This window comes from Georgenia halophila (assembly GCF_039541595.1).
In genome coordinates this window covers 540,953-561,587 of sequence record NZ_BAABGN010000002.1, presented here as the reverse complement: position 1 = coordinate 561,587, position 20,635 = coordinate 540,953, and the positions used below count along the sequence as shown (strand labels likewise).

The following is a 20,635-nucleotide window of genomic DNA, read 5'->3' as shown; positions in this document are numbered from 1 at the left end:
GGATCCCGAGCGACTGCTGCGCACCCTGGCTGATCGGCCCGTGGACCACGACGCCCTGGTGGGAGCTCGCGCCGATCTGGACCGCATGATCGCAGAAGAGATCGGCGGCCGGCCGATTCAGCGACGCGGAATTCAGCCGCCGCCATCGCGGAGGAAGCATCGCGCGCTGCTCCCCGCTGGAGCCGCTGCCGCGATCGCCGCAGGTCTCGTTGTGGCGAGCGTCATGCACGAGGATGGCTCAGTCTCGGGAGAGCGAGACTTCGGTGAGATCGTCGCGGCCGGTCCCGACGGCTTCGTCGTGCCGGCCGCCTCCGCCGATGCTTCCTGCACCGAACGCTCTGGGGATGTACCTGTCCGCGAGGCCGTCGCTGGCGGCGTCGGATACCTCCTCGGCGGCGACCTTCGCCCGGTGTTCGTGACACCGCGAGTTGACGAAGTCTGCGCCGAAGCTGCCCCGATCGCAGCGTCCTTCGTCCGTACCGATGAGGACCAGTCGCTCAGCGCCGCGATCACGGTCTGGGGGCCGGACGCCGTGAGCCCGATCCCTTGGCTTGACGGCCCCGCATCGACCACAGCGGTTGACCTCGGTGGAGTCCCAGCGACGATCACCACCTACGAAGCCGGAGCTGGTGTCATCTTCGAGGACGTGAGCGTCCTCAGCTGGAGCGGGGAAGCCGGTGACTGGGTCATCACCGCGAGCAACATGGCCGCCGCGCAGGTGGAAGCGGCCGCACGAGCCGTGGCTGCCCAGAACGCCGTCGCGACCCTCCCAGAAGTCTTGCCCGACTTCGTCGACATGACGGATCCGCCTGCGGATTCATCTACCGGCCACAGTTGGATCGCTGCCTACGGCGACTTCTCATTCCAGGATCCTGGATGTCCGGCCGGGTGCGGCCCAGACAGGCCCGCCGAGATGCCTGACCACATGACGCTCACGGTGGATGAGACCCGCCGGCTGCCGTGGGCCGCCCGGGCAAGCACGCGAACACTGCACAACCCATACACGGACAGGACAGCGACCTACCGGGTGATCGACGTCGACGGCACACCGGGATTGTTCTCCACCGCCGGTGAGCGCGGTCTCGAAGGCGAGGTCAGGTGGCAGATCGCGCCCGGGACCACTGCTGTACTTCGCGGAACCTGGGGCGGTGCGATCGAAGGCATCATCCCCTTCGCAAGCGACGTCGAAGCCGTCACCGCGGAGGATCCCCGCATCCCCGCACGCCATGCCGGCGACTAGCACTCCTCCGGACGGTCCACGTCAACCAGTCCAGGAACAAACCGATGTGCGGACCTACCGTCTCCACCTCACGCTGACTCCGGCCGGCACGGGCCGCGACTAGAGACGCCTGCCCAATGAGGAACGGGCTTGCGGACACACGCCGGTACGGACGCATGAGCCGCTCACCGATGCACCGGCAGTGGTCGGACTGTGGCAGGCAATTCCTGCGGAATGCCCGCCGATATGCGGGCCGCCGCCTACTTTCGGAACGGAAAGCGTGCTGTGCCTGTTGACAGTCGCGCGACGGGGTCATAACTTGCGGCACGACGGCCGCCGACGGAGACGGCCGGGGAAGTCGAGGCGACGATGCGACACAGCAGATCCAGGCAGGTGCTCGGCCTTACGGCGGGCCTGACGCTCTTCACCGCGCTCGCGGCGTGCAGCGAAGGTGATCCGGGCAGCGGAGGCGGTGGAGAGGACGGCGGCGGCGCCATGGGCGACGGCGAGTTCGACCAGATCGGGTTCATGGCGCAGGACATGTCCAACCCTTTCTTCCAGGCGATGGAGGAGGGCATCGTCGCCGAGGCGGAGAACATGGGCGTGGAGGTCAACACCCAGGACGGTCGGCAGGACCTGAACGCGCAGAACGAGCAGATCGACACGTTCATCCAGCAGGGCGTCGACGCGATCCTCATCAACGCCGTCGACTCCGAGGGCATCGGCCCGGCGGTCGAACGGGCGGTCGAGGCCGGCATCGTCGTCGTCGCGGTCGACGTCACGGCAGAGAATGCGATGGCCACGGTGACCCTGGACAATGTCCAGGCCGGCGAGGTGGCGTGCGAGTACCTCGTCGAGCAGGTCGGCGGGTCGGGCAACATCCTGCTCATCGACGGCACACCCATCAGCTCGGTCCAGGACCGGGTCGAGGGCTGCCAGGGCGTCCTGGACGAGAACCCGGACGTGGAGGTGGTCGGGCACCAGAACGGCGACAACGGCCGTTCAGAGGCGCTGAGCATCACAGCGGACCTGCTGACCGCGCATCCCGACGTCGTCGGCATCTTCGGCATCAACGACCCGACGGCGCTCGGCGCCATGCTGGCGGCCCAGCAGGCCGGTTACGACGATCTCGTCATCGTCGGGGTGGACGCCTCGCCGGAGGCGGTGGACGCCCTGGAGCAGGACACGATGTTCATGGGCTCGGCCAAGCAGGACCCCAACACGCAGGGATCCATCGGCCTGCAGATGGCGCGTGACCTGTTCAACGGCGAGGAGCTCGAGGAGGAGATGGTCCTCGTGCCGACCGAGATGCTCACCCGCGAGAACCTCGACGAGTACGAGGGCTGGTGACGACCCGGATGGACGCGGGCGGCGACCCGCCGCTCGTGCGGATGCGTGGGGTCACCAAGATCTTCACGGGCACCCGCGTGCTGTCCGACGTCGACGTCGACCTCCGCCGGGGCGAGATCCACGCCCTCATGGGTGAGAACGGCGCGGGCAAGTCGACGTTGATGAAGATCCTCGGTGGCGTGCACCAGCGGGACGCCGGCGTCATCGAGGTCGACGGCCAGCAGGTGTCGTTCGCCTCGCCCGGACAGGCCATCGCCGCCGGCGTGGCGATGATCCACCAGGAGCTCAGCACGGTCCCGGAGATGAGCGTGGCCGAGAATCTGGCGCTCGGCGCCGAGCCGGCCCGCGCGGGGTTCGTCCTCGACCGGCGCCGGCTGCGGTCGGAGGCCGCGCGCAAGCTGGAGCCGATCGGTGGCGGCATCGACCCGGACACCCGCATGCGACGCCTGTCGGTCGGCCGCCAGCAGATGGTGGAGATCGCCCGCGCCATCGACCAGCGCGCACGGGTGCTCATCCTGGACGAGCCGACGGCGTCACTGTCCGACACGGAGGCCCAGCGCCTGTTCGAGGTCCTCGAGCGGATGCGGGCGGACGGGATGGGCCTGTTCTACATCTCGCACCGCCTCGACGAGGTGTCGCGGCTCGCCGACCGGATCACCGTGCTGCGCGACGGCGTGCACGTCAGCACGACGGCGCGCGGCGAGATCAGTCAGGGCGAGGTCGTCAACCATATGATCGGCCGCCAGGTCGACGCCCTCTACGTGCGCGAGCACCGGCGCCCGGGTGACGCGGTCCTCCAGGTCCGGGACGTCGTCGGCCGGCAGAACGGCGTCGGCCCCGTCTCGTTCGACGTCCGCGCCGGCGAGGTGGTCAGCCTCGTCGGCCTCATCGGCGCCGGGCGAACCGAGATCGCCCGCGCTATCTACGGCGCAGACCCACTCGTGTCCGGCAGCATCACGATCGACGGCGAACCGGTCCGCCTCGCCGGCCCGAGCGACGCCATCGCCAGCCGGATCGGCATGGTGCCGGAGAGCCGCAAGGAGCAGGCGCTCTTCGCGTGGATGGACGTCCGCGACAACATCACGGTCGCCTCACTGCGTCAGCACTCGCGATGGGGAGTGCTCAACCTCGGCCGGGTCGACGCAGCCGCACGGAAGTTCATCGACGACCTCTCGATACGGGTGCGCTCCCCGCGCCAGGAGGTGCGCACGCTCTCCGGAGGCAACCAGCAGAAGGTCGTGCTCGCCCGGTGGCTGGCCAACGACCCACGACTCCTCATCCTCGACGAGCCCACCCGGGGCGTCGACGTCGGGGCCAAGCACGAGATCTACCGCATCATCAACGAGCAGGCGGAGCGCGGCACGGCCGTTCTCATCGTGTCCTCCGACCTGCCGGAGGCCCTCGGGATCAGTGACCGCCTCCTCGTGGTCCGCGACGGGCAGGTGGTCAAGGAGCTCGACGGCGCCCGGGCAACCGAGGAGGACGTGATGTCCTACGCCACCGGCATGAAGGAGGCCTCATGACCGAGCAGCACGAACCGGACGGGCAGGCCGGCACCGGCACGGTCCCGCCGACGTCGCGACAGAACCGCGCGGTGCGCAGGGCGCTCGACCTGTGGGGGACCTGGGGGATCGCCCTCGTCCTCATCCTGCTGATCGTGCTCATGGCCCTGATCGCACCGAACTTCGTCAGCCTCTCCAACGCCTTCAACATCATGCGGGCGACGTCGATCACCGCGATCCTGGCGGCGGGCGTGACGGTCGTGATCCTGACGGCGGGCATCGACCTCTCGGTCGGCTCGGTCCTCGCCGTCAGCGGCGTCACCTCGATCCTGCTGTGGAACGCCGGCGTGCCGATCGTCCTGTGCGTGCTGATCCCGATCCTGCTCGGTGCCCTGATCGGACTGATTCAGGGCACGCTGGTGGCGTACCTGTCGCTGGCGGCGTTCATCGTCACGCTCGCCGGCCTCACGGCGTGGCGCGGCACCGCCTACGCGCTCACCGGCGGCCGGCCGCTCATCGCCGAGGGCGAGCTCGGCTTCGACATGCTCGGCGGCGGGAACTTCATCGCCATCCCGGTGCCGATCTGGCTGATGCTCGCCACCTACGCGGTGCTGTGGTTCCTGCTGGAGCGCACCACCTGGGGGCGGCACGTCTACGCCGTCGGCGGCAACCCGGAGGCCGCACTCATGGCGGGCATCAAGGTCCGCCGCGTGCTGACGTCGGTCTACGTGATCTCCGGGCTGACCGCCGGGCTCGCGGGGGTGATGTTCTCCGCCAGGGTCGAGTCCGGCCAGCCCAACGCCGGGCAGGGATATGAGCTCGAGGCGATCGCCGCCGTCGTGCTCGGCGGCACGTCGCTCGCCGGGGGGCGCGGGCGGATCTTCGGCACGCTCGTCGGCGCTCTGATCATGGGTGTCCTGTCGAACGGGATGATCCTGCTGAATACCCCGTTCTTCACTCAGCTCATCGTCCAGGGCTGCGTCATCGTGCTCGCCGTCGCCATCGACAGCCTCAAGAACCGCTACACGACGTAGCCGGCAGGCACCCAATTGCCAGGCAGCGGCAGTGACAGGCGCCGACCGGCACGGACGCGGCTGGGGACCGTCAGCCGCCGCCAGCTCGCGCTCGACATGGTGCGTGCCCGCGAGTTCGTCAGCGTCAGCGACCTCGCTGCGGGGCTCGGGGTCTCGATCGTCACGGCCCGGGCGGACGTCATGCACCTGGCCGGCGCTGGACTCGTGCGCCGGGTCCGGGGCGGCGCGATCATCACCCGGCAGGAGAACCGGGAGCCGCCTTTCGAGGTCCGGCTCGGCACGTACGCCCAGGAGAAGGCCGCGGTGGGGACGGCGGCGGCCGGGCTCGTGGAGCCGGGCAGCGCCGTCGTCCTGGACGGCGGGACCACCTGCCTGGCCGTGGCCAAAGCGCTGGTGGCGAGCCCGCAGCTGGAGGGAGTGACGGTCTACACCCCCGCCCTGAGCACGGCGATGGCGCTCGAGGCGGCGGCGTCGCGCATCACGGTCGTCGTCACCGGCGGGACCGTGTACCCCAAGGCGCACACCCTCGGCGGGCCGTACTCCGAGCTCATCCTCGAGCGCGTCATCGGCTCTGTCGCGTTCATCGGCTGCAACGGCGTATCCGACGTCGACGGCATCTCGGCGGCGACACCGATCGACGCCGAGCTCAAGCGGCGGCTGCTGGCATCGGCGAAGTACCGCGTCGCGGTGACCGACGCCTCGAAGTTCGTCGAGCACGGCACGGTGCGGGTCTGCCAGGTGGGCGAGGTGGACCTGATCCTGACCAGCGGCGCCCTGGAGAGCGAGCTCGTCGACGACGTCACCCGTGCCGGCGGCGCCGTCAGGCAGGTGTGAGGCCGGCAGCTCAGGACCGGCTCAGCTGAAGCGTTCGAGGATGGAGGACTCGGCAAGCCGGGAGAGACCCTCACGGATCGCCCGTGCCCGGTTCGGGCCGACCCACTCCACCGCCTGCAGGTCCTCGGCCGTGGCGGACAGCAGTACCTGCAGCGTGCCGCAGGTGGCCACGATCGCCTCGGCGACGTGCAGCGGCAGCCGGGGGATCCGCGCCAGCACGCGGTAGCCGCGAGGTGTGAGGGAGGAGTCGACCGCGTCGCCCTCGGGACCGCCGACACCGAGGATCCGCGCGATGGTCGGGATGTCGATCAGCTCGGCGGAGCTGAGCCGCGACAACGCGTCCAGCACGTCGGCCGGGCTGTCGGAGCGCTCCGACCACAGATAGTCGCGGATGATCAGGGTGCGGTCCTGGTCCAGCCCCGTGACGAGCTCGTCGTGCTGGAGCGAGAGCAGCCGTCCGTCCGTGCCGAGCTCGATGACGTAACCGTCCACCTCGGCCGAGATCCGGGCCACCATCTCCATGCGCTGGATGACGGTGACGACGTCGCGCACGGTCGCGAGGTCCTCGATCTCGAGTGCGGCGAGCGTGCCGGAGACCTCGTCCAGCCGAGCCTTGTACCGCTCGAGCGTGGCCAGCGCCTGGTTGGCGCGGGAGAGGATGACGTCGGAGTCCTCGAGGACGTGCCGGTGATCGTCCAGATACAGGGCCACCGTGTGCATCGACTGGCTGACCGAGATGACTGGGTGACCGGACTGCTTGGCGACGCGCTCGGCCGTGCGGTGGCGCATCCCCGACTCCGAGGTCTCGATGCTCGAGTCCGGAAGGAGCTGGACGTTGGCCCGGCGGATGCGCCGGTTCAGCCGGTCGACGACGACGGCCCCGTCCATCTTGGCCAGCTCGCGCAGCCGCGTCGCCGAGAAGTCCACGTCGAGGTGGAAGCCGCCGGAGCACATCTCCTCGATGGCGTCGTCGTAGCCCAGCACGACGATCGCACCCGTCCGGCCTCGCAAGATCCGCTCGAGGCCGTCGCGGAGCTCGGTCCCCGGCGCGACGGCCTCGAGCATCGTTCGCAGCTTGGGGTCGTTCGGGACCTCGGGCACGTGACCTCACTGTTGGCGTCGCGGGCGGCCCGGACGGCCGCTCCGGTCATTCTAGGTCTGGCGGAGCGGGGATGATCAGCGACGAGCTTCTCCCGTGTCCATGTTGCTCAGCGCGCTGAGCGCCTGCTGGATGGTGCCGACCTCGATCACGGTGGCCCGGATCTTCTCGAGCGGGACGGTCTCCCGGGTCCCGGCCGGCACGAGGATGCGCCGGTGACCGAGCCGCGCGGCCTCGGCGATGCGCTGACTGAGCATGGTCACCCGGCGGATGTCGCCGGACAGCGACACCTCGCCGATGGCGGCGACGTCGAGCGGGAGCGGTCGGTCGGCCGCTGCGGAGGCGATCGCGAGGCACACGCCCAGGTCGCTTCCCGGGTCGTTGGACCGCATGCCACCGACCGTCGCCGCGAACACGTCCTTGTCGTAGAGCTGCACCCCCGCGATCCGCTCCGTGACCGCGATGAGCATCGACACACGCGAGCTGTCCAGCCCGGTGACTCCGCGACGCGGGTTCGGCGCCCCGCTCTTCGACACCAGCGCCTGGACCTCGGCGAGCAGGGGGCGGCGCCCCTCGACGGTGACCGCGATGCAGGTGCCGGCGACCGGCAGCTCACGGACGCCGCGGAACAGCTCGCTCGGATCGGCGACCTCGACCATGCCGGTGTCCGTCTGCTCGAAGCAGGCGACCTCGTCGGCCGGCCCGAAGCGGTTCTTGACGGCGCGGAGCAACCGCAGGGTGGTCTGCCGGTCACCCTCCATGGACAGCGTCGTGTCGACGACGTGCTCGAGGGCCCGTGGGCCGGCGACCGTGGACTCTTTCGTCACCTGTCCCACGAGGCAGAGCGGGATCCCGCGGGTCTTGGCGAGCCGGGTCAGGGTCGTGGCGACGGCCATGACCTGCGCGACGCCACCCGCGCGGCCCTCGACCTCGGCGGAGGAGACGGTCTGCACCGAGTCCACGATGACCAGCGCTACGTCGGTGCCGAGGGCGTCCAGGTGCCCTATCGCCTGGCCAAGGTCACCGCTGTCCGCGAGGTAGAGGTGCTCGCTGGTGGCGCCGATGCGGCGAGCCCTGGTCGCGATCTGGTGGACGGACTCCTCCCCGGAGACGTACAGCACCGGGCGGCCCGTAGACGCGGCGACGGCATCGGCGGCGATCAGCAGCAGCGTCGACTTGCCCGCTCCGGGCTCGCCGGACAGGAGCAGCACCTGGCCGGTGACGAGCCCGCCGCCGAGTACTCGGTCGAGCTCCGGCATGCCGGTGCGCAGGCGCCCGCCGACCTCCGCCTCGCTGATCTCGGAGACGCGGCGGGCCGGGCGGTCGGGCACGGTGGCCCTGGCTGCCGGTGCGGCGACCGCGGCGGATGCCTCCTCGACCGTGCCCCAGGCCTGGCACTCGCCGCACCGTCCCACCCACTTCGCCGTGGTCCATCCGCACTCGGCGCACCGGAAGCCCGGGCGGGCTCGGGAGGTGGTCGAGGTGCGGGACCGCGGGGCCGTCGGGCTCATGCAGCACACGGTACGGCGCGACGCCGACATCCCGGCCCGTGTGGACGGCACGCCGGCCAACGCCCGGCATGGGTGCGTGACGTCTTCCCGGGATGGACGGTACGGGCCTCGGTGTCACGTCGTGTCTAGACTTTCGCGCGTTCGGAAAGGTGGGATCGATGCGGACGTCGAGGTCGCGGTCCGGCCCTCCGGCGCCGTCGATGGCGGACGTCGCGGGGCTGGCGGGTGTGTCCCACCAGACGGTCTCGCGGGTGCTCAACAACCCGGACGTCGTGCGTCCGGAGACTCGGCGGCGCGTCGAGGAGGCCATCCGGGCGCTCGGCTACCGCCGCAACACGGCGGCCCGCGCGCTGCGCACCCGGCAGACCGGCCTGATCGGCGTCGTCAACTCCGGAGAGGCCCGCTTCGGGCCGGCCCACATGACCATGGCGATCGAGGAGGCCGCCCGGCAGTCGGGCTACGCCACCACGATGACGGTCGTGCGGGACGCGAAGGACTCCACCGTCGAGACCGTGCTGGAGTTCTTCCTCGAGCACCGCGTCGACGGGATCATCGTCATCGCCCCCGTCACGGCGGTGGCCGCCGCGGCGAACCAGCTCGTCGGTCAGCTGCCCGTCGTGCTCGTCGCAGCCGGGCTGCGGCCCACGTCGGGTTTGCGGGTGGTCGGGATCGACCAGGAGCTCGGCGCCGCGCTGGCCACCCGGCACCTTCTCGAGCTCGGGCACCGGCAGGTGCTACACGTCTCCGGCCCCGACGACTGGTTCGACGCCCGCAGCCGGATCGCCGGCTGGCGGTGTGCGCTCGAGTCGGCGGGCGTCGAGGTTCCGGCGCCGGTCACGGGCGGCTGGGACGCAGCGGACGGCCATCGGGTCGCGTGTCGCCTCATCGACCAGCGAAGGGTCCCGACGGCGGTGTTCGCGGCCAACGACCTCATGGCTCTGGGGATGATCCGGGCCTTCCACGAGGCCGGTCTGCGCGTCCCCGACGACGTCTCCGTCGTCGGGTTCGACGACGCCGAGGGTACCGGTTACTTCAGCCCGCCGCTGACCACGGTGCGCCAGCCGTTCTCCGACGTCGGGCGTGCCGCGATCCATGCGTTCTTGCAGGCCGTCGGCGGGGAGCCGTCCGACGCCGAGACGATCGCACCGGAGTTGGTGGTCCGAGAGTCCTCGGGGCCGCCGCCGAGGGTTTGACACGTCTCCCGGTGTGATCGTTAACATCCCATGCGCCCCTCGACCGCGGGGCGTCGTCCTGCAGCCGATCGTTAACATCACCCGACGTACCGAGTAGGCGAAGGAGCCAATGACATGTCGCCGCAGCACGAGACGAACGATTCGTCAGAACGGATCAGGTCCGGCGCCACGGCTCTGGGGGTCGAGCTCGGGTCCACCAACATCAAGGCCTGCCTGATCGGTCCGGACCACGAGGTCTTGGCCAGCGGCAGCAGTGACTGGGAGAACCAGTTCGTCGACCGGATGTGGACCTACTCGCTGGAGGATGTCTGGTCCGGCCTCCAAGCGGCCGTCGCCAACCTGCTGGACGACGCCGAACGTCGCCACGGCGTACGCCCCGCCACCGTCGGCGCGATGGGCGTGTCGGCGATGATGCACGGCTACCTGGCCTTCGGCGCCGACGGCGAGCTGTTGGTGCCCTTCCGCACCTGGCGCAACACCACCACCGAGAGCGCCGCCACGGAGCTGACTGCGCTGTTCGGTCACAACGTCCCCCTGCGCTGGTCCGTGGCCCACCTGTACCAAGCGGTGCTCGACGGCGAGGAGCATGTCCCGCAGGTCGACTTCCTCACCACGCTCGCCGGCTACGTGCACTGGCGCCTGACCGGGCAGAAGGCGCTCGGGGTAGGCGACGCCTCGGGCATGTTTCCGCTGGACCCCGCGTCGGGAGACTACGACCGCCGGATGCTGACCGCCTTCGACGAGCTGGTCACCGGCCACGAGAACGCGCCTGCTCGGCCTTTGCACGCACTGCTGCCCCGCGTGCTCACGGCGGGTGAGGAAGCCGGCACACTGACCTCCGAGGGGGCCGCACTGCTCGACCCGACCGGCACCCTGCGGGCCGGCGCACCGGTCTGCCCGCCCGAGGGCGACGCGGGCACCGGCATGGTCGCCACCGGCGCGGTCGCGCCGCGCACGGGCAACGTGAGCGCCGGAACCTCGATCTTCGCCATGGTCGTGCTGGAGAGGCCGCTGAAGGAGGTCCACCCCGAGCTCGACCTGGTCACCACGCCGGCCGGTGACCTCGTCGCCATGGTGCACTGTAACAACGGCGCCAGCGAGCTCGGCGCCTGGGCGGACATGTTCCGCGAGTTCGCCGCCGCGCTGGGGCACCCCGCCGAGCCCGGGGACGTCTACGGTGCCCTGCTCGGCGCCGCGCTGGACGGCGAGGCCGACGGCGGGGGCCTGCTCGCGTACAACTACTTGTCCGGCGAGCCCATCACCGGTCTGGCGGAGGGCCGGCCGATGGTGATCCGAACCCCGGGGAGCCGCCTGACGCTGGCCAATTTCGCACGGACACAGGTCTATGGCGTCTTCGGCACCCTCTCGCTCGGCATGCGCGTCCTCGAGGGCGAGGGCGTGGGCCTGGACGCGATGTTCGCTCACGGTGGCCTGTTCAGGACCGCCGGCGTGGCGCAGCGGCTGCTGGCCGCGGCCATCGGCGCACCCGTGGCCGTGGGGCACACTGCGGCAGAGGGCGGCGCCTGGGGCATCGCCGTGCTGGCGGCGTACGTGCGAGACGGTGCCAGGGGACCCCTTGCGGAGTACCTTGCGGACCGGGTGTTCGCCGACGCCGAGACGGACGTCGTCGAGCCCGACCCCGACGACGTCGAAGGCTATGGCGCCTGGCTGAAGCGATACTCCGCCGGGCTGCAGATCCAGCGGGTGGCCACCGAGGCCGTCCGGTGAGCGAGAGGAACGGGACAACGCCGATGCCGACGAATCCGCACAGGTTGCCCGACGCGCTGCGCGCCGCCGTCGACGCCGCCAAGGAGAAGGTCGCCGCCCTGCACGCCGAGCTGCCCCGCAACGAGCTCGTGGTCTGGACGGCCGGCAACGTCTCCGAGCGGGTCGCCGGCACCGACGGACCCGGCCTGTTCGTCATCAAACCCTCCGGCGTCTCTTACGACGATCTCGATGCCGCCAGCATGGTCGTCTGTGACCTTGACGGCGCCAAGGTCGACGACGGAACTCCCGCCCACCTGCAGCCGTCCTCGGACACCGCGGCGCATGCCTACGTGTATCGGCACATGCCCGAGATCGGCGGCGTCGTGCACACCCACTCGACCTACGCCACGGCCTGGGCCGCCCGCTCCGAACCGATCCCGTGCGTGCTGACGATGATGGCCGACGAGTTCGGCGGCGACATCCCGGTCGGCCCGTTCGCGCTCATCGGCGACGACTCGATCGGCCGCGGCATCGTCGAGACCCTCTCGACCACACGCTCGAAGGCGGTGCTCATGGCGCAGCACGGGCCGTTCACGGTCGGCAAGGACGCCCGCGCCGCAGTCAAGGCCGCAGTGATGTGCGAGGAGGTCGCCCGCACCGTGCATGTCGCGCGCCAGCTCGGTGATCCGGCCCGCATCGACCAGGAGCACATCGACTCCCTGTACGAGCGGTACCAGAACGTCTACGGTCAGCACGGCCCGGAGACGGCGGACGCTGACAAGCCGGCACAGAAGCCAGCATCGACCGAGGAGCGCACATGACATCGCCTTTCCAGGGCAAGGAGATCTGGTTTCTCACCGGTTCGCAGGACCTCTACGGCGAGGACGTGCTCCGCCAGGTGGCGGACCAGTCGCAGCAGGTCGCCGCGGCACTGAACGACGGCGACGACAGCACCGACGTGCCGGTCCGGGTGGTGTGGAAGCCGATCCTGAAGGACCGTGACGCGATCCGCCGTGCCGCGCTCGACGCCAACGCGGACGACAGCTGCCTCGGCGTCATCGTCTGGATGCACACCTTCTCCCCGGCGAAGATGTGGATCCTCGGGCTCGAGGCCCTGACGAAGCCCATGCTGCATCTGCACACCCAGGCCAACGTCGAGCTGCCGTGGGCAGAGATCGACATGGACTTCATGAACCTCAACCAGGCGGCGCACGGCGACCGCGAGTTCGCCTACATGGCTACGCGCATGGGCAACCGCCGCAAGACCGTCGTCGGCCACGCCACCGACCCTCGCGTGCGCGCCAAGGTCGGCACGTGGGCCCGCGCGGCGGCCGGCTGGGACGAGCTGCACAACCTCCGACTGGCCCGCTTCGGCGACAACATGCGCAACGTCGCCGTCACCGAGGGTGACAAGACAGAGGCCGAGATCCGGCTCGGCGTCAGCGTGAACACCTGGGGCGTCAACGACCTCGTGGAGCGCGTCGACGCCGTGCCCGTGGCCACCGTCGAGGCCCTGCTCGCCGAGTACGACGAGACCTACGACGTGGCCCCCGAGCTGCGGGCCGGCGGCGAGCGGCGCGAGTCCCTGGCGTACGGCGCACGCCTGGAAGCCGGCATGCGCTCCTTCCTGGACGACGGCGGGTTCAGTGCCTTCACGACCAATTTCGAGGACCTCGGCGGGTTGCGCCAGCTGCCCGGCCTGGCGGTCCAGCGGCTGATGGCGGACGGGTACGGGTTCGGCGCCGAGGGTGACTGGAAGACCGCCGTCCTGGTGCGCGCCGCCAAGGTCATGGGGCACGGCCTTCCCGGGGGCGCCTCGCTGATGGAGGACTACACCTACGAGCTCACGCCGGGGAAGGAGAAGATCCTCGGTGCCCACATGCTCGAGATCTGCCCGTCGCTGACGAGCTCGAGGCCGAGGCTCGAGGTGCACCCGCTCGGGATCGGCAACCGGGAGGACCCCGTCCGGCTGGTTTTCGACACCGACCCCGGCGACGGCCTCGTCGTGGCCATGTCGGACATGCGCGAGCGGTTCCGGCTGACCGCCAACGTCGTCGACGTCGTCCCGCCCGACGCCGAGCTGCCCAACCTCCCGGTCGCCAGGGCCGTGTGGCAGCCGCAGCCCGACCTGGCCACGTCCGCCGAGTGCTGGCTGACCGCCGGCGCGGCCCACCACACCGTGCTCACCACCGCGCTCGGGCTCGACGCCTTCGAGGATCTCGCCGAGATCGCGGGGATCGAGCTCGCCACGATCGACGCCGGCACCACCACCCGCTCCTTCGCGCAGGAGCTGCGGTGGAACGCCGCATACCACCGACTGGCCCAGGGGTTCTAGCGCCCCGGGCGCAAACCGGTCACCCGCCCCACCCTGGCGGGAGGCAATCCGACCCGCCGGCACGTCGCCGAGCCACCGTAGGCGCGGCAGCCGACCCGGCGACATCTAGGAGGAATGACCATGCGGAACAGCAGAATCGCGGCGCTCGGCGCCGGTCTGGCGATGGCTCTGACGCTCGGCGCCTGCGCCGGTGGCGGCGCCGGCAGCGGTGACGGCGGTGGTGACGGCGGCGGGGGCGGCGGTGAGGAGGAAACTCCCACCGTCGGCGTCGCCATGCCGACGCAGACCTACGAGCGCTGGGTCAGGGACGGGCAGAACGTCCGGGACGGCCTGAAGGAGGCCGGTTACGAGGTCAGCCTCAAGTACGCCAACGACGACATCCCGGTCCAGACCCAGCAGATCGACCAGATGATCACCCAAGGTGTGGACGCGCTCGTCATCGCCGCCATCGACGGGACCGCGCTCACCGCGCAGCTGGACGCCGCCGCGGCCAACGACATCCCGGTGATCTCCTACGACCGCCTGCTGCGGGACAGCGAGAATGTCGATTTCTACGTCACCTTCGACAACTACCAGGTGGGGGTGGCCCAGGCGACGTCACTGCTGCACGGCCTCGGCCTGGTCGACCGGGAGGGCAACCCGGCCGACGACGCGCCCGAGGGACCGTTCAACGTCGAGCTCTTCGCCGGCTCGCTCGACGACAACAACTCGCACTTCTTCTGGGACGGCGCCATCGACACGCTCCAGCCGTACCTCGACGACGGCACGCTGAACGTGCCGTCCGGCCAGACGAGCATCGAGCAGGCCGCGACGCAGCGCTGGGAGCAGGAGGCCGCGCAGACGCGGATGGAGAACCTGCTGACCTCCACCTACAGCGGCGGCGAGCAGCTCGACGGCGTCCTCGCCCCCGCCGACCCGCTGTCCCGAGGCATCATCAACGCTCTGCGCAACGCCGGCCGAGGTCAGTCCATCGAGGACGGCCTACCCATCATCACCGGCCAGGACGCCGAGATCGACTCCGTCAAGCTCATCGACGAGGGTGTGCAGTTCTCGACGATCTTCAAGGACACCCGCCTCCTCGCCGAGCAGGCCGTCAACGCGGCGTCGGCGTACCTCGAGGGCAACGAGCCCGAGGCGAACGACACCGAGACGTACGACAACGGCGTGAAGGTCGTGCCGTCGTACCTCCTGCCGATCGAGACGGTCTACCAGGACAACATCCAAGAAGTCCTCATCGACACCGGCTACTACACCCAGGAGCAGGTGGAGTCCGGGCAGCTGTGACGTCCCGGTAGGTCGGGCGCCGCAGCGAGGTCGCGCCCGACCTGTCCACTCGCCGCACCTCGAACGCCCGGCCCCGGCCGCCACGGCCCGGGCCGGGCCCACGAGGTGCGTGCGGGCGCGCAGGACCCGCCCACATGCACCGGTCCGTGAGGAGGACCCATGAGCGATCACATCCTGGAGATGCGTTCCATCACCAAGAGGTTTCCCGGAGTCACCGCGCTCCAGGACGTCTCGCTGACCGTCCGGCGCGGCGAGATCCACGCCATCTGCGGCGAGAACGGCGCCGGGAAGTCGACCCTCATGAAGGTCCTCTCCGGCGTGTACCCCGCGGGCACGTACGAGGGCGAGATCCTGTTCGAGGGTGAGCCCGTCAGGTTCGGCTCGATCAACGACTCCGAGGCGCGCGGCATCGTCATCATCCACCAGGAGCTCGCGCTGGTGTCGCACCTGTCCATCGCCGAGAACATCTTCCTCGGCAACGAGCAGGCGAAGTCCGGGTTCATCGACTGGCACGAGACGAACGCCCGGGCGGGCGACCTGCTGCAGCAGGTCGGGCTCGACGAGAACCCGACCACGCACGTCGGGACCCTCGGCGTCGGCAAGCAGCAGCTGGTCGAGATCGCCAAGGCCCTGTCGAAGGACGTCCGCCTGCTCATCCTCGACGAGCCGACAGCGGCGCTGAACGACCAGGACGCCGAGCATCTGCTCGGCCTGATCCGTCAGCTCCGTGAGCGCGGCGTCACCTGCATCATGATCTCGCACAAGCTCGCGGAGCTCGCCTCGATCGCCGACTCGACCACCATCCTTCGCGACGGCGCCACCATCGAGACGCTCGAGATGAGCTCTCCCGAGGCGAACACCGCCCGCATGATTCGAGGCATGGTGGGCCGGGACATCGACAACCTCTACCCGGAGCACGTCTCCCGGCCGGGGGAGGAGGTCTTCCGGGTCGAGGACTGGACGGTCATGCACCCCACGCAGCCGGGACGCGTCGTCGTCGAGGGAGCCAACCTGTCCGTCCGAGCCGGCGAGATCGTCGGCATCGCCGGGCTCATGGGTGCCGGCCGCACCGAGCTGGCGATGTCGATCTTCGGCCAGGCTTACGGCCGCGACATCAAGGGCCGTGTGTTCATGCACGGCAAGGAGGTCAAGACGCGTTCGGTCGCCGAGGCGATCGAACACGGCATCGCCTACGCCACCGAGGACCGCAAGCAGTACGGCCTCAACCTCATCGAGGACGTCCGGCGAAACGTCGCCTCGGCCGGCCTGCACAAGCTGTCCCGCGGCGGCTGGGTCGACGACAACCGCGAGATCGCCGTCGCGGAGAAGTATCGCCAGGACCTGAACATCAAGACGCCGTCGGTCCTGTCGGTGGTCGGCCAGCTCTCCGGCGGGAACCAGCAGAAGGTCGTGCTCAGCAAGTGGCTCTACACGGAGCCCGATCTGCTGATACTCGACGAGCCGACCCGCGGCATCGACGTGGGGGCCAAGTTCGAGATCTACTCGATCATCAACGAGCTGGCGGACGCCGGCAAGGCCGTCCTCATCATCTCCTCCGAGCTGCCCGAGCTTCTGGGGATCTGCGACCGCATCTACTCCCTCTCCGCCGGTCGGATCACCGGCGAGGTGGACGCCGAGGATGCGACGCAGGAGCGCCTCATGGAACTCATGACCAAAGAGAAGGACTAAGCCATGACCGGCACCTCGAACCTCATCGAGCTCCTCAAGCGAAACATGCGTCAGAGCGGCATCTTCATCGCGTTCGTCGTCATCGTCGGCCTCTTCACGGTCCTCACGGGCGGCACCCTGCTCGCCCCGAACAACGTGACGAACCTGATCCTCCAGTACTCCTACATCCTGATCCTGGCCATCGGCATGCTGATGGTGATCGTCGGGGGCCACATCGACCTCTCCGTCGGCTCCGTCGTCGCGCTCAGCGGTGCCGTCTCGGCGGTCCTGGTCATCCAGCAGGGGCTGCCCTGGTGGGTGGGCGTCCTGGCGGCTCTCGGCACCGGAGTCCTGGTCGGCGTCTGGCAGGGCTTCTGGGTCGCCTACGTCGGGATCCCGGCGTTCATCGTGACGCTGGCCGGCATGCTGATCTTCCGTGGCCTGACGCTGGAGGTCCTCGACAACATCTCCATCTCGCCGTTCCCGGACGCCTACCAGCAGATCGCCGGCGGGTTCCTCAACGGCTTGCTGGGTGGCCAGGGCTTCGACGCCTTCACCCTCTTCATCGGCGCCTTCGCCGTCGCCGGCTACGCGGTGCAGTCCTGGCGCTCGCGTGCGCGCAAGCTCGAGTACAACCAGCCGGTCGAGTCGCTGCTGCTGTTCGCCCTGAAGATCCTCCTCGTCGGGGCCGTCGTCATGGCGTTCGCCCGGCAGCTGGCGTTCAGTCGCGGCCTGCCGATCGTGCTGATCATTCTCGCCGCGCTGGTGCTGATCTACGGTGCCGTCACCCGGAGGAGTGTCTTCGGGCGGCACATCTACGCCATCGGAGGCAACCTCTCCGCCGCACAGCTCAGCGGCGTGAACACGAAGCGGGTGAACTTCTTCCTCTTCGTCAACATGGGCGTGCTCGCCTCCCTAGCCGGCGTCGTCTACTCGTCGCGCTCCAACGGTGCGCAACCAGGCGCGGGCGAGATGTTCGAGCTCGACGCGATCGCCGCGGCCTTCATCGGCGGCGCCGCCGTCACCGGAGGTGTCGGCCGGGTCACAGGCGCGATCGTCGGTGGTCTCATCATGGCGGTCATGGCCAACGGCATGCAGATCATGGGGGTTCCGCAGTCGATACAGGCCGTGGTCCGCGGCGTGGTGCTCGTCCTCGCCGTCGCCTTCGACGTCTACAACAAGCGTCGGGCGCAGGCGACCCGCTGACCCGCCGAGAGCAGGCATCTGCGCCGAGAGCAGTCGTTCATACGGCTGCCCTCGGCGCTTGTGTCCGCTCTGGGCCGTTCTGCGCGTGGGAATGGCCGACGCAGGTGCGCGGTTCTGCCTGGCATGCTCACCGATGACCTGCTGGCCACGATCCGTTCCCGCGCCGCCCGCCACGACGCCGAGAACACCTTCCCGCACGAGGACCTCGAAGACCTGCGCGCCGCCGGCTACCTCGCCGCCATGGTGCCCACGGAGCTCGGCGGCGCCGGTCTGACGCTGGAGGAGATGACCCGCGAGCAGGCGCGGCTCGCGGCGGCTGCTCCGGCCACGGCGCTCGCGGTCAACATGCATCACGTGTGGGTCGCCGTCGCGAACTTCGTCCGGGCGACCGGTGACGACTCGTGCGACTTCGTCCTGCGCGAGGCGGCCGCCGGTGAGATCTTCGCCTTCGGCGTCTCCGAGCCGGGCAACGACCTCGTGCTTTTCGCCTCGGTGAGCGAGGCACGGCCCGACGGCGTAGGCGGCTACACCTTCCACGGACTGAAGATCTTCACGTCCCTGGCGCCGGTGTGGACCCGGCTCGGGACGTTCGGCACGGACGCCTCCGGCGCCGAGGGCGCAGACGGCCCGCTCAACGTCTGGGGCTTCGTGACTCGCGAGGGCACCGAGCAGGTGGGCGAGTGGGACGTCCTCGGCATGCGCGCCTCCCACTCTTTGGGCACCAAGCTCGACGGTGCCCACGCCCCTGCCGACCGGGTGGTGCGCCGCATCCCGCCGGGCCCGACGGCGGACCCGTTCGTCGTCGGCATCTTCTCCGCGTTCGAGACGCTCCTCGCCGCCGTCTACACCGGCGTGGCCGAGCGCGCGATCGAGCTGGCCACCGAGACCGTGCGGAAGCGGACCAGCCTGAAGAACGGCGGTGCGCCCTACTCCGACGACCCGGACATCCGGTGGCGTCTCGCCGACGCCGCGATCCAGCTCGACTCGGTGCGTCCGCAGCTGGTGGCGCGTGCCCGCGAGGTGGACGCCGGATTCGAGGTCGGCCCCTTCACCCTGCCGCGCTTCTCGGCGGTGAAGTCGCGGGCCACCGAGGTCGCGCTCGACGTGGTGACCAAGGCGGTGCGGGTCTCCGGCGGTGGTATGTACTCCAACAGCAACGAGCTCTCACGGCTCTATCGGGACGTCCTCGCCGGCCTGTTCCACCCGAGCGACGACGAGTCCGTGCACGGTGCCTGGGCGAACGCGCTCCTCGGACCGGTCACGCCGAAGGAGAGTTGACGGCCCTGCCCCGCTCGAGCGTCTGACGCACGTCCACCAGCGACGCTTGGCCATCAGTGCCGGCTACGAGTGCGCGTGCCGCAGGGCGTCCGGGGTCACGGGCGTCAGACGGCTGCGGTGGCCGATGCGGGCTTCCCGATCCAGGACGCCGGGTCGGCGATGACGGCCTCGAGCGCGCGCAGGGCGCCGCCGGTGGCGGCCGGTGCCGGGTCCGGGAGAGCCGCCCGGAGAGCCACCGAGGACCACGGCCCCGCCAGCGTGCGGACGGCGAGCTGCTCCTCGATCGCGGGCCGGAGCTCGTCGACGAAGGGCACGAAACCGGTGCCGAGGACGATCTCGTCGGCATCGACGATGTTCACCGTGGAGGCCAGCGCGATCCCCAGCGCCCACGCGGCCCGCTCGACGGCGGCACGTGCGGCCGGCTCGCCGCCCTCCAGGGCAGCCCGCAGAGCTGCGGACGACGCCGTGGCCGGCAGCCCGGCGGCGCTCATGACCGCGTGCTTGCCCGCGTACGCCTCGAGGCAGCCCCGTGCGCCGCAGTGGCAGGAGGGGCCGCCCGGCTCGATGCTGACGTGCCCGATCTCACCGGCCCAGCCGTGCTGGCCGCCCACCACCCGGCCGGCGCTGACGATCGCCGCACCGACGCCGATGTCCCCGGCCACATAGACGAAGGTGCTGCGTTCGGCCACCCGGCCCGGGGCGGCGTGGGCGATCCCGTAGGCGGCGATGTGCGCGTCGTTGTCCACGTCCAGCTCGACCCCGGCAGGCAGTGCGTCCTCGCCCATGAGCGCACGGGGCACGACGTCCTGCCAGCCGAGGTTCGGGGCGAGGAGGAGCCGCCCGGCGTCGGCGTCCACCAGCCCGGGCAGCCCGAGGCAGGCGCGCGCCACCCGTGCGCCGGCCAGCTCCGAGCGCCGTACCAGCCGCGCGGCCAGCTCGCCGGCCCGACCGAGCACCTCGGCGGCATCCGACTCCTCGAAGTCCCCGGTGACGTGCTCCTCCGCGATCACCCCGCCGGTCAGGTCCGTGACCCGGCCCGCCATGTAGTCGACGTTGACGTGCAGTCCGAGCCCGGCGACGGACCCGGATGCCGGGGCGAGCGGTACGGCGGGCCGCCCGGGACGGCCGCTGTCGTCGGCGTCGCGCTCGGTGATCAGACCGGCCCGAACCAACTCTTCGGTGAGCCGGGAGACGGTGGACCTGGTCATGCCGGTCTCCGCGGCGAGCCGGGCGCGGGAGAGCGGGACCGGGCTCGCGAAGACCGTCCGGCACACCACGGCGAGGTTGTGCTCGCGCAGCGACGACTGCCGCGCGGCGCCCCGGTCGGCGCGGCGCTCGAGCGGTGGTCCGGCGCTCCGGCGCACTGATCGGCTCACGCGCTTGACCCTACTCCGCGCATGGCCGTAAGTTTCACA

The 20,635-nt window shown here is 70.3% G+C and carries 16 protein-coding genes; 13 read left to right on the top strand and 3 right to left on the bottom strand.

Annotated features, from left to right (window positions below):
• Positions 1–40 precede the first annotated feature (40 nt).
• From ABD907_RS04065 to ABD907_RS04045, 5 genes are all read left to right on the top strand, one after another.
• Positions 41–1,240 carry a hypothetical protein gene (locus ABD907_RS04065; protein ID WP_345215193.1) on the top strand — a complete coding sequence of 400 codons (1,200 nt, stop codon included), beginning with the start codon at positions 41–43 and terminating at the stop codon, positions 1,238–1,240.
• 348 nt (positions 1,241–1,588) lie between these two features.
• Positions 1,589–2,569, top strand: a complete 981-nt coding sequence (locus ABD907_RS04060) for an ABC transporter substrate-binding protein (RefSeq protein WP_345215192.1) — start codon at positions 1,589–1,591, stop codon at positions 2,567–2,569.
• The gene (locus ABD907_RS04055; protein ID WP_345215191.1) at positions 2,566–4,092 is read left to right on the top strand and encodes a sugar ABC transporter ATP-binding protein; all 1,527 of its coding nucleotides are present in this window, start codon (positions 2,566–2,568) and stop codon (positions 4,090–4,092) included. Before ABD907_RS04060 ends, ABD907_RS04055 begins: the two co-directional genes overlap by 4 nt.
• Positions 4,089–5,105, top strand: a complete 1,017-nt coding sequence (locus ABD907_RS04050) for an ABC transporter permease (protein WP_345215190.1) — start codon at positions 4,089–4,091, stop codon at positions 5,103–5,105. Before ABD907_RS04055 ends, ABD907_RS04050 begins: the two co-directional genes overlap by 4 nt.
• A 15-nt stretch (positions 5,106–5,120) precedes the next feature.
• Complete coding sequence (locus tag ABD907_RS04045) at positions 5,121–5,939, top strand: DeoR/GlpR family DNA-binding transcription regulator (RefSeq protein WP_345215189.1); 819 nt, start codon at positions 5,121–5,123, stop codon at positions 5,937–5,939.
• A 21-nt stretch (positions 5,940–5,960) separates the two neighbouring features.
• On the opposite strand, the gene disA is transcribed toward ABD907_RS04045, so the two are convergent.
• Both disA and radA read right to left on the bottom strand, forming a co-directional pair.
• Positions 5,961–7,040 (bottom strand): DNA integrity scanning diadenylate cyclase DisA, encoded by a 1,080-nt coding sequence (disA, locus tag ABD907_RS04040; protein WP_345215188.1) that lies wholly within the window; start codon positions 7,038–7,040, stop codon positions 5,961–5,963.
• Positions 7,041–7,115: 75 nt separating this feature from the next.
• The gene (gene radA / locus ABD907_RS04035) at positions 7,116–8,549 is read right to left on the bottom strand and encodes a DNA repair protein RadA (protein ID WP_345215187.1); all 1,434 of its coding nucleotides are present in this window, start codon (positions 8,547–8,549) and stop codon (positions 7,116–7,118) included.
• A gap of 158 nt (positions 8,550–8,707) precedes the next feature.
• On the opposite strand from radA, the gene ABD907_RS04030 reads away from it, so the two are divergent.
• From ABD907_RS04030 to ABD907_RS03995, 8 genes are all read left to right on the top strand, one after another.
• Complete coding sequence (locus ABD907_RS04030; protein ID WP_345215186.1) at positions 8,708–9,742, top strand: LacI family DNA-binding transcriptional regulator; 1,035 nt, start codon at positions 8,708–8,710, stop codon at positions 9,740–9,742.
• 114 nt (positions 9,743–9,856) lie between these two features.
• Positions 9,857–11,470, top strand: a complete 1,614-nt coding sequence (locus ABD907_RS04025) for a xylulokinase (protein WP_345215185.1) — start codon at positions 9,857–9,859, stop codon at positions 11,468–11,470.
• A 23-nt stretch (positions 11,471–11,493) separates the two neighbouring features.
• The gene (locus ABD907_RS04020; protein ID WP_345215184.1) at positions 11,494–12,270 is read left to right on the top strand and encodes an L-ribulose-5-phosphate 4-epimerase; all 777 of its coding nucleotides are present in this window, start codon (positions 11,494–11,496) and stop codon (positions 12,268–12,270) included.
• Complete coding sequence (gene araA, locus ABD907_RS04015; protein WP_345215183.1) at positions 12,267–13,784, top strand: L-arabinose isomerase; 1,518 nt, start codon at positions 12,267–12,269, stop codon at positions 13,782–13,784. Before ABD907_RS04020 ends, araA begins: the two co-directional genes overlap by 4 nt.
• Positions 13,785–13,904: 120 nt before the next feature.
• Positions 13,905–15,068 (top strand): multiple monosaccharide ABC transporter substrate-binding protein, encoded by a 1,164-nt coding sequence (gene chvE / locus ABD907_RS04010; RefSeq protein WP_345215182.1) that lies wholly within the window; start codon positions 13,905–13,907, stop codon positions 15,066–15,068.
• 159 nt (positions 15,069–15,227) lie between these two features.
• Entirely contained in the window at positions 15,228–16,757 is a 1,530-nt protein-coding gene (gene mmsA / locus ABD907_RS04005; protein WP_345215181.1) for a multiple monosaccharide ABC transporter ATP-binding protein, read from the top strand.
• 3 nt (positions 16,758–16,760) lie between these two features.
• Entirely contained in the window at positions 16,761–17,942 is a 1,182-nt protein-coding gene (gene mmsB, locus ABD907_RS04000) for a multiple monosaccharide ABC transporter permease (protein WP_345215180.1), read from the top strand.
• A 123-nt stretch (positions 17,943–18,065) separates the two neighbouring features.
• Positions 18,066–19,220 carry an acyl-CoA dehydrogenase family protein gene (locus ABD907_RS03995; RefSeq protein ID WP_345215179.1) on the top strand — a complete coding sequence of 385 codons (1,155 nt, stop codon included), beginning with the start codon at positions 18,066–18,068 and terminating at the stop codon, positions 19,218–19,220.
• 104 nt (positions 19,221–19,324) lie between these two features.
• Here ABD907_RS03995 and ABD907_RS03990 read toward each other — a convergent pair whose 3' ends face one another.
• Positions 19,325–20,596 (bottom strand): ROK family transcriptional regulator, encoded by a 1,272-nt coding sequence (locus tag ABD907_RS03990; protein ID WP_345215178.1) that lies wholly within the window; start codon positions 20,594–20,596, stop codon positions 19,325–19,327.
• Positions 20,597–20,635 lie beyond the last annotated feature (39 nt).